Below are 12,880 nucleotides of genomic sequence, written 5' to 3'. Positions count from 1 at the left end.
ATTCATTTTAAAGCACTTTTTGCTAATTAAAAGAATGGTCTACAGTTTTTCTTTAAGATAGGTGCCTGTGTAAGAGTTTTTATCTTTTGCTACTTTCTCAGGTGTTCCGTGTGCAACCAATTTACCGCCATTTTTACCTCCCTCAATACCTATATCAATCACATAATCTGCACATTTTACAAGATCCATATTATGTTCTATCACAATGATAGAATGTCCTTTAGCAATAAGCGCTTCAAAGGAAGCGATCAGTTTTTTAATATCGTGGAAGTGCAATCCTGTAGTAGGTTCATCAAAGATGAACAGATTTTTATCTTTAGTTATACCTTTTGCTAAGAATGTGGCTAGTTTAATACGTTGTGCTTCTCCTCCAGATAGTGTAGATGAGCTTTGCCCTAAAGTAACATAACCAAGGCCGACGTCTTGTAATGGTTTGAGTTTACGCGTTATTTTTTTCTCTCCTTGAGTTTCAAAAAAAGAGACAGCGTTATCTATGGTCATTGTAAGAATGTCATCAATATTCTTATCGTTAAACGTAACTTCTAGAACTTCTTTTTTAAACCGCTTTCCTTTACAAGTTTCACATTCTAGATGCACATCTGCCATAAATTGCATCTCTATAGTAACCTCTCCTTCACCTTTGCAAGTTTCACATCTACCCCCATCTACATTGAAAGAAAAGTGCTTAGACTTATAATTTCTAATTTTGCTTAGTTTCTGGTTTTCATATAACTTTCTAATATCATCATATGCTTTGATATAAGTGACAGGATTTGAGCGTGAAGATCTTCCTATAGGGTTTTGATCTACAAACTCGATAGACTTGATGTTTTCAAAATTTCCTTTAAGCTCTGTAAACTGTCCTGCTTTTTCTCCATAACCGCCCACTGCTTTCAGTAATGCGGGATATAAAATTTTACGGACTAAAGTAGATTTTCCACTTCCAGAAACTCCAGTAACGGCAGTAAAGACTCCTAATGGAAAAGTAACATCAATATTTTTTAAGTTGTTTTCTCGAGCTCCCACTACAGTGACTTGATGTTTTGAAGATCTACGCTTTTTGGGCACTTCAATTTCTAATTTGCCATTAAGATACCCAGCAGTAAGAGAATCACTTTTAAGGATTTCTTCGTAATCACCCACAGCTACAACATTACCACCAAAAGTCCCAGCCTCAGGACCTATGTCAATGATATAATCTGCAGCTTTCATAATATCCTCGTCATGCTCAACGACAATTACCGTATTGCCTAAGTCTCTTAATTGTATTAAGACTTCGATAAGTTTCTCTGTATCCTTGGGGTGCAGGCCTATACTAGGTTCATCAAGAATATACATTGAGCCTACTAAACTACTCCCTAATGAGGTGGCAAGATTGATGCGTTGAGATTCTCCCCCGGATAATGTATTTGATTTCCTATTAAGTGTAAGGTAGTTGAGTCCTACTTTACTAAGAAATTCTAATCGGCTATTTATTTCAATTAATAATCGTTTGGCAATTGTTTGATCGTGTTCTGATAGTTGTAAATTTTTAAAAAAGTCTGCAACCTCATTAAGAGGCAATTCTACTAAATCTACTATATTTTTTCCTCCTATTTGAACATAGGTTGCTTCAGGTCTAAGTCGTTTTCCTTTACAGGTATTACATTTTGTTTTTCCTCGATAACGAGAGAGCATCACTCTGTTTTGAATTTTATAAGCTTTTGATTCTAAGAAACTGAAAAATTTGTTAAGTCCGTCAAAATGTGAGTTACCCTTCCATACTAATTGCTGCTGATCTTCCGTGAGTTCAAACCAAGGTTTATGAATAGGAAAATCAAATTTATAAGCACGATTTACTAATTGATCTCTGTAATGACTCATACTTTCCCCGCGCCATGGGAACACTGCATTCTCGTAAACTGACAATGCAGTATTAGGAATTACGAGGTCCTCATCAATCCCAATCACATCACCATAACCTTCACAAGTGGGGCACGCACCATAAGGGTTATTAAATGAAAATAAGTGTACGTTGGGTTCTAAAAAAGACATTCCATCAAGTTCAAATTTATTGGAAAATTGTCTTACAGAATGATCTGCTAACTTTTCTACAAATAGCTCTCCTTTACCTTCAAAGAATGCAGTTTGTACTGCATCTGCCAGCCTATTTTTAAAATCCTCATCGCTAGGGTTTGTAACGATGCGATCTACGACAAGTAGAACGTCTTTAACTTTGAGCTTGGTTCCAATTTTTGCTACTTCATCCAGTCGTTTTACTTCTCCTTTTACTTGAACTCTTGCATACCCTTGTTGTAATAATGCTTGTAGCTTTGATTCTAATTTGCGACCTTCTTCTAAATAAATAGGAGCGAGAAGTAGGAGTTTTTCTGCTTTCGCAAAAGCGGAAACATATTGAACAACGTCTGTTACTGTATCTTTCTTTACCTGATTTCCAGAAATAGGAGAAATTGTTTTTCCTATTCTAGCATATAAAAGTTTTAAATAGTCATAAATTTCTGTAGAAGTGCCTACCGTAGATCTAGGATTTGTGCTATTTACCTTTTGCTCTATAGCGATCGCAGGAGCAATCCCTTTTATATAATCTACTTTAGGTTTATCTAATCTTCCTAAAAACTGCCTGGCGTAAGAAGAGAGACTTTCTACATAGCGTCTTTGCCCTTCTGCGTATAATGTATCAAAAGCAAGGCTAGATTTACCAGATCCCGAAAGTCCTGTTATCACCACAAGCTTGTTACGAGGAATAATTGCATTTATATTCTTGAGATTGTGGAGTTTGGCACCCTTAATGATAATATTCTTCTTAGGATTTACGTCCTTTACGTCTATGAGCATCGCTTTTTATTGAGGTATGTATCACAAAGATACTTAAAGAGTTTTGCTAAGGACGGTATACAAAAGTGCGTTTTGAATTAAAATTTGAACTTTATTGTATGAATTTGTAATTTTTTTTAAAACATTAACATTATTATTATATATTTACGGCTGTAAAACACAAAACCCCAAACGCTTATACTACACTATTACTTTTTAAAATCCCGAATAAGAGATTTAATTCTCTAGAATTTTAACCTACAAGTAATATTAGTATGAAACGTGTTTTATTAGATGATGCCACCCTCGTAAGTAACTACATTAAAGGTGATGAAACTGCAATTGCAACCCTTATAACAAGACATAAACAACGTATTTATAGCTTTATATATTCTAAAGTCTATGATAGGGATATCTCCGAAGATGTTTTTCAAGATACATTTATAAAGGTTATAAAAACCCTTAAAAAGGGAAAGTATAATGAGGAAGGAAAGTTTTTGCCGTGGGTAATGCGTATCGCACATAACCTTGTAATAGACCATTTTAGGCGTAATAGCAGAATGCCTAAGTTTGACAATACAGGTGAATTTTCTATTTTTTCTGTTTTAGGTGATAATGCTCTTAATGCAGAAAAACAGATGGTAAGGGATCAAGTAAATATTGATATAAAGCGAGTAATTGAAGAGCTTCCAGAAGATCAAAAAGAAGTCCTTAAAATGCGTATTTATCAAGAGATGAGCTTTAAAGAAATCTCTGAGCGTACAGGGGTAAGTATAAACACCGCTTTAGGAAGAATGCGTTATGCTATCATCAATATGCGTAAGACTATAGAGAAAAATAATATGGTTTTGACCAATTAGAATAATAACCAGATTTGTTTTGCGTTATCAATAGATAACAAAACAAAATCAATGGAAAAAATTTACTCTCAACCTTCGTCAGGTAAACAGACGGACGAATTTGAACCTAAGGAGGCAACCGTCAATTTTCTCCTTAATTATTCTAAAGCTTTTAAATGTTATACATATAAAGCAATGGAATTTGAGACAATTCTTAACTAAATCTAACACCCCCAATCTTTTAAATGGGGGTTTTTACATTGATCTTGTAAAGTCAAAATTATTTTTTACGCTTTGCCATCATTTTTTGATAATCTGAAATCACAGATTTCCTTCCTATCGTCTTAGTAATAACGTCTTTTTCTAGATCCCAGCCACGCGCAGGTGAGTATTGACGTCCATACCAGATAATTTGCAAGTGAAGGTCATTCCATATATGCTTTGGAAACAATCGTTTAGCATCTTTTTCTGTCTGGACAACATTTTTACCATTTGTGAAACCCCATCGATACATAAGTCTGTGGATATGAGTATCTACAGGAAATGCAGGAATACCAAAAGCTTGAGATACAACTACACTTGCTGTCTTATGGCCTACTGCTGGGAGCTCTGTTAGTTTTTCAATACTTTTTGGTACCTCACCATTGTATTTATCAATTAGAATATGAGATAACCCGTAAATCCCTTTAGCTTTCATAGGAGACAAGCCCACTGGTCTTATGATCTCTCTAATTTCTTCTACAGAGAGTTTAATCATATCATAAGGATTATCTGCCACTTCAAAAAGAAGTGGTGTTATTTGATTTACACGCACGTCTGTGCTTTGAGCACTCATTAAAACTGCGATGAGTAACGTATATGGATCCTTATGATCTAAAGGTATGGGTATTTGTGGGTATAGTTCCTGAAGAGTTTGAATAGTAAAGTCTACCTTTTCTTTTTTGGTCATTATGAAGTTGTAATTTGAAGCTTTAACGCAATCTTAGCGGTAATTTTTAAAAGTTACTCTATAGAAAATGTAATTTTATAGCTACGCTTTCGCGAAAGCAAATAGTAAAGATAACACAATGAAGAATTTAACTCTATATTCTATTAAAATAGAAACGAGTCAGATTGATTATTAAATTAATAAAATAGTATATGAATACATTACAAGTGGGAGATATAGTCCCAAACTTTACAACTACAGATCAAGATGGTAATACTGTACATCTCTCTGATTTCAAAGGAAGAAAACTCATTGTATTTTTCTACCCTAAAGCAAGTACACCTGGATGTACAGCAGAGGTATGTAATTTAAAAGACAATTACTCGGCATTACAAGATGAAGGATATGCACTTCTAGGTGTAAGTGCAGATTCTGAAAAAAGGCAGAAGAATTTTTCTAACAAATATGAATTGCCTTTTCCTTTACTTGCAGATGAAGATAAAACCGTGATTAATGCGTTTGGTGTGTGGGGACTTAAAAAGTTTATGGGTAAGGAGTATGATGGTATTCACCGCATGACATTTAAAATAGATGAAGAAGGTGTTGTTACTGAAGTAATTAAAAAAGTAAAGACCAAAGACCACGCAGCACAATTACTTGGTTAGAGAATCCATTAAGCCAAATATCCATAACGCTCAAAAGCGGGTATAAATTAATAAGCCTAAAGTTATGATCATGACTTTAGGCTTATTAATTATTATAGTATTTCTTTATTATTGTTTTACATAGACCTTAAATGGTCCATCACACATCGCCCAGCTATTTTGCAATTTTCCGTCAGGTTTAAGTAATAAGGTTTCAGTTTTGTTACCTGTGCAACTTCCAATTAATGAAGGTGCCGTATTTTTATAAGATAGATTATAATATATTCCCTCTTCTGTAGTATTGGTTTTGTAAGTTCCAGAGCCACTTAAGGAAGTGTCTTTTTCATCTCTATTTTTTTTAAATGTCATATCTACTAAGAACTCATAATGTTCTTGATAGGGTAGTGGTTGTGACTCTGCACCAGCAAGTGACCCTCTCTGCATAGTAATGAGCTCCCAAGTTTCTCCGTTTTCATTTGCATACACTGGTTTGCTCTCTTTACATGAAAACAATAGTGTAGAAATAATTACTGCAGTTAACAATTGTATTGTTTTCATAGTAATTAGTTATTTATCAGCTTCTAATAAAGCATTTGAATTATATCCAAATAAATTTCTTGATTTAATCAACTCTGCCACACCATCTGGAACCATCGTTTCCCATCCTTCTTTACCTTCATTAATCATTCGCAATATTTCTCTAGAGTAAATATTTGCAATTTCGGGATCATGATTTTCGATATCAATAACTTTTCCATTAAACTTAAAGAACTTATAAAGCTCTTTCATTCGTGGATGTACTTTAAGATTATCGCTCGTAGTATACTCTCCAGTCTTAGGATTTTTCATTGGGTATAAGAATACCTTTAAGTCCTTAAAGAAAAGCTTACCAAAAGCTTCTAGTATACCTCCACTTAAATGACGGTAATAACTAGTGTCAAAAATATCAATAAGATTATTTGCCCCCATAACCAGCCCCATACGTTCCTTGGTATAGTTTGAGAAATATTCTACTACACGGTAATACTCTTTAAAATTAGAAATCATTACAGTTTGACCTAAAGAGCCTAATAGTCTAGCTCTAGCCATAAAATCTTCTTCATCAATATCACCCTCTGCTCTTAAGTTAGAAAGTGTTATTTCAAAAATAACTTCAGTTTTTTTCTCATTAACGCGATTACCTTCGATAAACAATTTCAAAGCTTTTCGGTACATGTCCATATTTACTCTCGTAACGGGTCTAAAGCTTCCACGAAGTGCAAGAACATTTTTCTTGTAAAGTATAGCCGCTGGAAGAACATTATTTCCTTTTGGATCAAACATTACAGCTTCTGTCATTCCGTTTTTAACAAGTTGTAAGCTCATTAATCGATTATCCACATGCTCAAATTGAGGACCAGAAAAATTTATTGTGTCAATTTCAATTTGATCTTGATCGATGTGATCGTATAGGTATCGTAATAAATTCTTTGGATTATCGTGTTTATAAAATGCACCGTAAATAAGATTTACCCCTAATGTTCCTAAAGTAAGCTGTTGTAAACGCGCATCATTTTCATGAAATCGTACATGGAGTGTAATTTCATTGAACTCCCCTTCTGGGGTAATTTGAAAACGAATTCCTACCCAGCCATGACCTTTATATTTTTTTGCAAAATCAATAGTCGCTACTGTATTTGCATAAGAAAAGAAAATTTTATCAGGCTGTTTATATCTAGAGATTCTGCCCTCAATGAGCTCCATCTCATGTGATAACATTTTTTTAAGACGCTTTTCAGTCACATAACGTCCATCGTCTTCGACACCATAAATTGCATCAGAAAAGTCTTTATCGTAAGCACTCATTGCCTTTGCAATTGTACCACTTGCTCCACCTGCTCTAAAAAAGTGACGCACAGTTTCTTGACCTGCGCCTATTTCTGCAAAGGTACCATAGATGTTATTATTTAAATTTATACGGAGTACTTTATTTTTGAGTGGTGGGACTTTTTCAAACTCTTTATCCCCTGCAATTGTAATAGCCATAGCGTTATTTTATCCATCTTAAATGGTCATTCAAAGATACAAAATGCTTGTAGTAGCCAAAAAAATAACTGTATTTTTGTCACATAATTAACTTTACATATTATTAAAATTTCTAGCACTTTTTTGTGAAAATAACCTTTCTCGGTACTGGCACTTCTCAAGGCATTCCTATTATAGGGAGCACACATCCTGTATGTTTAAGCGACGACCCAAGGGATAAGAGACTACGCGTTTCTGTGCTGTTAGAGTGGGATGAATATAACTATGTCATAGACTGCGGTCCTGATTTTAGAAAACAGATGCTCAATACGCTTTCGCGAAAGCGTTCAAAAGAGGGACAAGCAGCAATATTACATGGTATTTTATTTACACATGAGCATGCAGATCATGTTGCTGGGCTAGATGATATAAGACCATTTGTTTTTAGACAAGGTGATATGCCACTTTATGGACATCGCAGAGTTTTAGAGACACTTTCGAGTAGATTTGACTATATTTTTAGAACTGAAGATCGCTATCCAGGAGCTCCTAGTGTAAAATCATACGAAGTAGTTAATGGAGAACCCATAAGATTGGGAAATCTAGATGTAGTTCCAATAGAAGTATACCATGGAGATTTACAAGTCTTTGGCTATCGTTTTGATAAAATCGCTTACCTCACAGATGTAAAAACAATTGCAAATAAAGAAATAGAAAAGCTCAAAGATCTTGATATTTTAGTACTTAATTGTCTCAGAGAAGAAGAACATTTTACACATCTTAATCTCACGGAGGCACTTGCTTTGATAAAAAAAATTAATCCCAAAAAAGCGTATTTAACACATATTAGTCATATGCTAGGATTTCACGCAGAGGTAGAAAATAAATTACCAAATGATGTTTTTCTTGCGTATGACGGTTTAACCTTATCACTATAACTTATGAAACGAAATATCTTTTTATACCTTTTCTTATTTGTCTCACTATGGGTTGTATTTCAGTATGTTAATAATACAAAAGTATGGGAGAATCAAGAAAAACGAATCCTAAAGCTTGAGAAAGAATTATCGACAAAAGACTCTATCGCATTAGGGGTAGAAGACCGTCTAGCTAGTGTAGATTACTTCACGTTATTAGGTAATGAAAATACAAGAGAGTATTTAGAAAACGACGCACTAGACATAGAGAATGTTCGCACAAAGGTTATAAATGGATTATATGCTAAAAATACAGCCAGTGGTAATGAGCTTATAACTTTTCAAGGAGACGGGAGGGCATTTCAAATTAATCGAGCTCAAATTTTAAATCACCGTTGGATTATTGCAGACTTTTCTGATGGAAAGAATTGGGGTGAGATACTTATAGAATATTTTATTAACGATGATAATACTGTAGATTACAACACCGTTGAGAGTCTTATATATCCTAACTAAAATAACTTTTGCTAATCAATATTACTTAGCCATTCTTTAAATTCATAAAAGTTAGTAGGGTGAACACCATGCCCCACAGGAAATGTGTTTAAAGAAGACTCTATTCCTATATTTTTAAGATAAGCAGGTGTTTTCTGTGCAGCTTCTAGAGGTATTACTTGATCTACTGTCCCATGAGAACTGTAAATGTTGAGATGACTATAAGATGGATTACTCTTTAAATCTATGATATCTTCATTAATATAACCACTTAGCCCGATTACATTTTTCACTTTTTCTGGGTAGGTTAACGCAACAGCATAGCTTAAAATTGTTCCTTGACTAAAGCCTAATAACGTAACGTTGAAAGGATCTAAGTTGTATTCCTTAATGGCATCATCTATAAATTGAGCAATAAGATCCCTAGCAATAACAGCTCCCTCATTATCTGAGGACTTCACACCATTCTCGTCTATACCAATATGATACCACGCATTACCGTATGGTTGCATCTCTATAGGAGCTCTAGCCGAAACAATGAAATAATGGTCTGGCAACTCTTCTGCAAAACTAAAAAGATCTTCCTCGTTACTTCCATAGCCATGGAGGAGTAGGAGTAAGGGTGATTTTTCGTCAGTTGTTATTGCTGGTTTTTTTATGATGTGTGTAAGTTGCATAAATTAATCTTAATTGAAAATTTTAATTAGAATCTCCGCCAAAAAGTTTTTGATAAATACCACCTACTAGCGGTACTAATTGTCTTTTTCCTTGGAAAGCTGAGACAATACCAAATAGCCATAAGACAAAAAATAACACTAGAAACCCTAACGAGGCCAAAGGGATATCAAGCATACTTAATGGGATCATTATTAAAAAATAGCTTAGTGTAAGACCTAAGGATTGTCTTAAATGAAATGCTGCAAAAGGATTTTTACTTTCGCTATTCATAAAGTAGCCTATAATTAGCCCCACAAAAGTTATATAGCCTAAAACAGCTGCGGTTTTCCCTTCAAAAACTGTATTTTCATCCATTAGTTTAGTTCTAGTTGATTGTTTGCGATGACACCATAAATGGATCCCTTTAAATCTTCATTTAAAAAAATTGCATTTTTTGACTTTGACTTGACATCTTTTAATTTAAAAGTCTCTTTTCCTTTTGTAGTAAAGAGTGTAAGATTTGCTTTTTTATTTTCCTTGATTGGGAATGATTCATTTGTAAAGCGCTTTCTTCCTGCAGTAAGTAGTGCAACAGCCCTTTTACAACTTACGAGAGTAAGAAGGGCCCTAAAGGTTGCTTCTTGAGAAACTACACCATACTCAGCATTATCAAACTCTACATGTTTTCGTTCTATATCAACAGGGTTATGGTCACTTGTTACAGTATCTATGGTGCCGTTCTTTACACCTTCGATGAGAGCTTTGCGATGGGAGTTACTGCGTAAAGGAGGTAATACTTTATAGTTAGTATTAAAATCTTCTAATTTAGTATCTTCAAAGAACAGGTTGTGAATGGCGACACTACAACTAACGTCAAGACTTTTTTCTTTGGCTTGTTTTATAAGCGTTACAGCTTCTGCTGTAGATATTGTAGGTATATGTAAGCTGCCGCCTGTATAATCTAAAATATGTAAGTCTCTGGCAATTTGTAAACTTTCTGCTATAGCAGGAATACCCTTAAGCCCTACGCGAGTACTGGCTTCACCTTCATGCATCATGCCTTTGCCGGCTATTTTATTTTCTTGAGGAAAAGAGAGCACTAGTCCGTCAAAACCCTGTGTATACTGTAAAGCAATCTTTAACAAATTTGGGTTTGAAACGGGTACTTGGTAATCCCCAAAAGCAATTGCCCCAGACTGTTGCATATCATAAAGCTCAGCTAGATCCACACTTTCACTATTTCGCGTAAGTGCACCTATTGGGTATAAGTCAGTAAGAGCTCCTTCTGCCATTTTTTTTGCAAATGTAACATCTGAGCTAGTGTCAATTATTGGGTTTGTATTGGGATTTAAAGCTACACCTGTAAAACCACTCGCAGCAGCAACCTTGAGGCCATTCTCTATGGTCTCCCGTTCTTCATATCCAGGTTGTCCCATGCTTACGCTAGTGTCAAACCATCCTTGAGAGACATGTAAGTCTTCTCTTTCGATAAGGGTTTCCTCTTTTTGAGGTATTAATTTGTCTCCTATTGTGATGATTACTCCGTCTCGTATACGTATATCCTTTTGAGTGCCGTGATGCTCACTATCACTGTCTATGATTGTAGCGGCTTTAATGAGTATGTTCATTTGTAGAATTTTAGAATCAATATTTCCAGAAATAAGAAGAATAGCGCAAAAATAATAAACCATTTCCAAAGGGATTGCACACTATCTTTTGCTTTAAAGTCATCAAAAAGCGCCTCTACAGAGGTTGTGTAGTTTGTGTGTTCTTCTTTGTTTAACCTCTTATATCGCAATATACTTTCGTCCCTTGGATAATTATAACTAACCTGTTGTATTGTAGAATCTTCCAAATGGACATCATAAATTCCCGCTTTAGAAAATTCTCTTCCCGTGGTAATGCTTACTTTACTTCCCTTAGATTGTTGCAATGGAATCAAGGTGTTTTGAATATCATTAATATCTCTTAAGGAGAGTATCTCATCTCCTTCTAGTCTGACAGCAATGTCAAATGAGGTTTGCCTGTTAGTGTTAAAATAGAGTGGTGGTAGGTCCAGACTCTGTCTTGCCATGTTGTAAAAAGTAGGAACAATGAGAGGTGAATTTTTAAAATTAGAATTACCAGTATCTATCCCACCTGTAACTACATATATACCGTTGCTTTCTGTAATAAAATTTCCTCCATCATCATACTTTAATACCGCATCACCCCCTTGAACTCTATACGATGAAGATAGAGAAGGATATTGAAAATTCTTAATTCTACTATCAAAAACGTTCGAATAGATAGGGTGGTTGTAATTGATATTTGTAACAAGCCGCTTGTTAGAATACACGTCCAAAGCGTTAAAATCACCTAATCGAGGCAATTGCTGAGATATATTGCTACTATTAGATTGCGGACTCAAAATAACAGTTACTATATTTCCCGCTTTCGCGAAAGCTTTCAAGGCTTCAGTAAGTGCAGGCGATAAATTTTTAACCTCATTTGCAACTATAAAGTTGTAATATGGAATACTACTATAATTTAGGTCATTAACGTTTACTGATTCGAATTCAAATTCTGGAGTAGTAAAAATGCGTTTTAAATAGTCAGAGTTAGCTCCGTTAATAGCTAAAACCTTTATAGGTTTGTTTTCATTAACCGTAAAAAACATTGTGTTATCAAACGGTAGTAATGGATCTTCAATAACTACCTTGCCTTCGATTTTAGTTGTATTTTCTATATCAAATGTAACTATTGTTGTAAGGTCATCCTCAAATGTAGCAGTTCCTTTGGCAAGAAGTGTGTTGCCATTGTAAAGAGATACTGATGTATTGACATCATTTCTTTCTAAAGAAGAAACTTGTACCGTTAACTCAAAACTACGGGATTTTATGTCTGTAATGTATATTGTGTCAATACTTATATTGTAAGAATTTACCGGTGTAAGCTGTACATAGCTTTTACGTAGGTTTGCGGTAGGGATACTATTTGAAACTCCTTTATCTTGAAAATCAGAAATTAGAATAAGTCTTTTTTCTGTGTTTTTCTTATTAGTAAACTCCTTTTTTGCGCGAGTTAATATAACATCTTCTGCTAGTTGATTGGGAACGTATGAAAGTTGTAATAGATCACTTCTTATACCTTTTATAGTAGTATTTCTAAAGATATTATCGTTAGTAAGTAGGGTAAATATCTTATCTTCAGGTACATTTTTTATAAGATCTTGTGCTGCAGATTTAAGTAATTGTCCTAAGGAACCCTTAGCTTGCATGCTAAAGGAATTATCTAGGTAGATAATTGTTTCTTTTTCTTGTGTAGCTTCTTCTGATTGTGTAAAAAAAGGTTGAGCAAAGGCAATTACAATACAACCAAGCAAGAGCATACGTAAAGATAATACAATCCATTTTTTGATGGTATTACTCTTACGAGTTTGAATATTAATTTTTTTTAAGAAAGCTACATTCGTAAAAGTCTCCGTTTTGAATTTACGTAACTGAAAAAGGTGAATAAGTATTGGAATTATTAGTAAAAACAGCGCATAAAGTAATTCTGGATGTTTAAACTGCATAGATCGATTTGCGTTTTATCAAATGT

The 12,880-nt window shown here is 34.4% G+C and carries 12 protein-coding genes; 4 read left to right on the top strand and 8 right to left on the bottom strand.

Annotation, left to right across the window (positions count from 1 at the left end; genetic code table 11):
- Positions 1–39 precede the first annotated feature (39 nt).
- The gene (gene uvrA / locus OD90_RS03040; protein ID WP_144666398.1) at positions 40–2,835 is read right to left on the bottom strand and encodes an excinuclease ABC subunit UvrA; all 2,796 of its coding nucleotides are present in this window, start codon (positions 2,833–2,835) and stop codon (positions 40–42) included.
- 254 nt (positions 2,836–3,089) lie between these two features.
- On the opposite strand from uvrA, the gene OD90_RS03035 reads away from it, so the two are divergent.
- The gene (locus tag OD90_RS03035; protein ID WP_144666395.1) at positions 3,090–3,674 is read left to right on the top strand and encodes an RNA polymerase sigma factor; all 585 of its coding nucleotides are present in this window, start codon (positions 3,090–3,092) and stop codon (positions 3,672–3,674) included.
- Between the two features lie 259 nt (positions 3,675–3,933).
- Here the strand turns inward: OD90_RS03035 and nth are convergent, their stop codons facing one another.
- On the bottom strand, positions 3,934–4,602 hold the full coding sequence (gene nth / locus OD90_RS03030) for an endonuclease III domain-containing protein (protein ID WP_144666392.1): 669 nt from the start codon (positions 4,600–4,602) through the stop codon (positions 3,934–3,936).
- A 191-nt stretch (positions 4,603–4,793) separates the two neighbouring features.
- Between nth and bcp the strand changes: the two genes are divergently transcribed.
- Positions 4,794–5,246: a thioredoxin-dependent thiol peroxidase gene (bcp, locus tag OD90_RS03025; protein WP_144666389.1), complete on the top strand. Its 453-nt coding sequence runs from the start codon at positions 4,794–4,796 to the stop codon at positions 5,244–5,246.
- 108 nt (positions 5,247–5,354) lie between these two features.
- Here the strand turns inward: bcp and OD90_RS03020 are convergent, their stop codons facing one another.
- Both OD90_RS03020 and OD90_RS03015 read right to left on the bottom strand, forming a co-directional pair.
- Positions 5,355–5,783, bottom strand: coding sequence for a hypothetical protein (locus OD90_RS03020; RefSeq protein ID WP_144666386.1), 429 nt, complete (start codon positions 5,781–5,783; stop codon positions 5,355–5,357).
- Positions 5,784–5,792: 9 nt separating this feature from the next.
- Complete coding sequence (locus tag OD90_RS03015; RefSeq protein ID WP_144666384.1) at positions 5,793–7,250, bottom strand: TonB-dependent receptor; 1,458 nt, start codon at positions 7,248–7,250, stop codon at positions 5,793–5,795.
- Between the two features lie 125 nt (positions 7,251–7,375).
- On the opposite strand from OD90_RS03015, the gene OD90_RS03010 reads away from it, so the two are divergent.
- Positions 7,376–8,167: an MBL fold metallo-hydrolase gene (locus OD90_RS03010; protein WP_144666382.1), complete on the top strand. Its 792-nt coding sequence runs from the start codon at positions 7,376–7,378 to the stop codon at positions 8,165–8,167.
- A gap of 3 nt (positions 8,168–8,170) precedes the next feature.
- On the top strand, positions 8,171–8,662 hold the full coding sequence (locus tag OD90_RS03005) for a hypothetical protein (RefSeq protein ID WP_144666379.1): 492 nt from the start codon (positions 8,171–8,173) through the stop codon (positions 8,660–8,662).
- An 11-nt stretch (positions 8,663–8,673) separates the two neighbouring features.
- On the opposite strand, the gene OD90_RS03000 is transcribed toward OD90_RS03005, so the two are convergent.
- Genes OD90_RS03000 through OD90_RS02985 form a run of 4 tightly spaced genes read right to left on the bottom strand, consistent with a single transcriptional unit; the run spans position 8,674 to position 12,854 of the window.
- A complete protein-coding gene (locus tag OD90_RS03000) occupies positions 8,674–9,318 on the bottom strand; it encodes an alpha/beta hydrolase (protein WP_144666376.1) in 645 nt (214 codons plus the stop codon).
- 22 nt (positions 9,319–9,340) lie between these two features.
- The gene (locus OD90_RS02995) at positions 9,341–9,673 is read right to left on the bottom strand and encodes a DUF4870 domain-containing protein (protein WP_144666373.1); all 333 of its coding nucleotides are present in this window, start codon (positions 9,671–9,673) and stop codon (positions 9,341–9,343) included.
- Positions 9,673–10,926 (bottom strand): dihydroorotase, encoded by a 1,254-nt coding sequence (locus OD90_RS02990; protein ID WP_186434704.1) that lies wholly within the window; start codon positions 10,924–10,926, stop codon positions 9,673–9,675. Before OD90_RS02990 ends, OD90_RS02995 begins: the two co-directional genes overlap by 1 nt.
- The gene (locus tag OD90_RS02985) at positions 10,923–12,854 is read right to left on the bottom strand and encodes a BatA domain-containing protein (protein ID WP_144666367.1); all 1,932 of its coding nucleotides are present in this window, start codon (positions 12,852–12,854) and stop codon (positions 10,923–10,925) included. Before OD90_RS02985 ends, OD90_RS02990 begins: the two co-directional genes overlap by 4 nt.
- Between the last annotated feature and the right edge of the window lie 26 nt (positions 12,855–12,880).

The organism is Dokdonia sp. Hel_I_53 (genome assembly GCF_007827465.1).
GTDB lineage: Bacteria > Bacteroidota > Bacteroidia > Flavobacteriales > Flavobacteriaceae > Dokdonia.
The sequence above is the reverse complement of the archived record's forward strand: the minus strand, read 5'-3'. Positions and strand labels throughout refer to the sequence as shown.

Excerpts from the sequence above, each read along its gene's own strand:
- uvrA (WP_144666398.1), bottom strand. The coding sequence starts at position 2,835 with ATGCTCATAGACGTAAAGGACGTAAATCCTAAGAAGAATATTATCATT.
- OD90_RS03035 (WP_144666395.1), top strand. The coding sequence starts at position 3,090 with ATGAAACGTGTTTTATTAGATGATGCCACCCTCGTAAGTAACTACATT.
- nth (WP_144666392.1), bottom strand. The coding sequence starts at position 4,602 with ATGACCAAAAAAGAAAAGGTAGACTTTACTATTCAAACTCTTCAGGAA.
- bcp (WP_144666389.1), top strand. The coding sequence starts at position 4,794 with ATGAATACATTACAAGTGGGAGATATAGTCCCAAACTTTACAACTACA.
- OD90_RS03020 (WP_144666386.1), bottom strand. The coding sequence starts at position 5,783 with ATGAAAACAATACAATTGTTAACTGCAGTAATTATTTCTACACTATTG.
- OD90_RS03015 (WP_144666384.1), bottom strand. The coding sequence starts at position 7,250 with ATGGCTATTACAATTGCAGGGGATAAAGAGTTTGAAAAAGTCCCACCA.
- OD90_RS03005 (WP_144666379.1), top strand. The coding sequence starts at position 8,171 with ATGAAACGAAATATCTTTTTATACCTTTTCTTATTTGTCTCACTATGG.
- OD90_RS03000 (WP_144666376.1), bottom strand. The coding sequence starts at position 9,318 with ATGCAACTTACACACATCATAAAAAAACCAGCAATAACAACTGACGAA.
- OD90_RS02995 (WP_144666373.1), bottom strand. The coding sequence starts at position 9,673 with ATGGATGAAAATACAGTTTTTGAAGGGAAAACCGCAGCTGTTTTAGGC.
- OD90_RS02990 (WP_186434704.1), bottom strand. The coding sequence starts at position 10,926 with ATGAACATACTCATTAAAGCCGCTACAATCATAGACAGTGATAGTGAG.
- OD90_RS02985 (WP_144666367.1), bottom strand. The coding sequence starts at position 12,854 with ATGCAGTTTAAACATCCAGAATTACTTTATGCGCTGTTTTTACTAATA.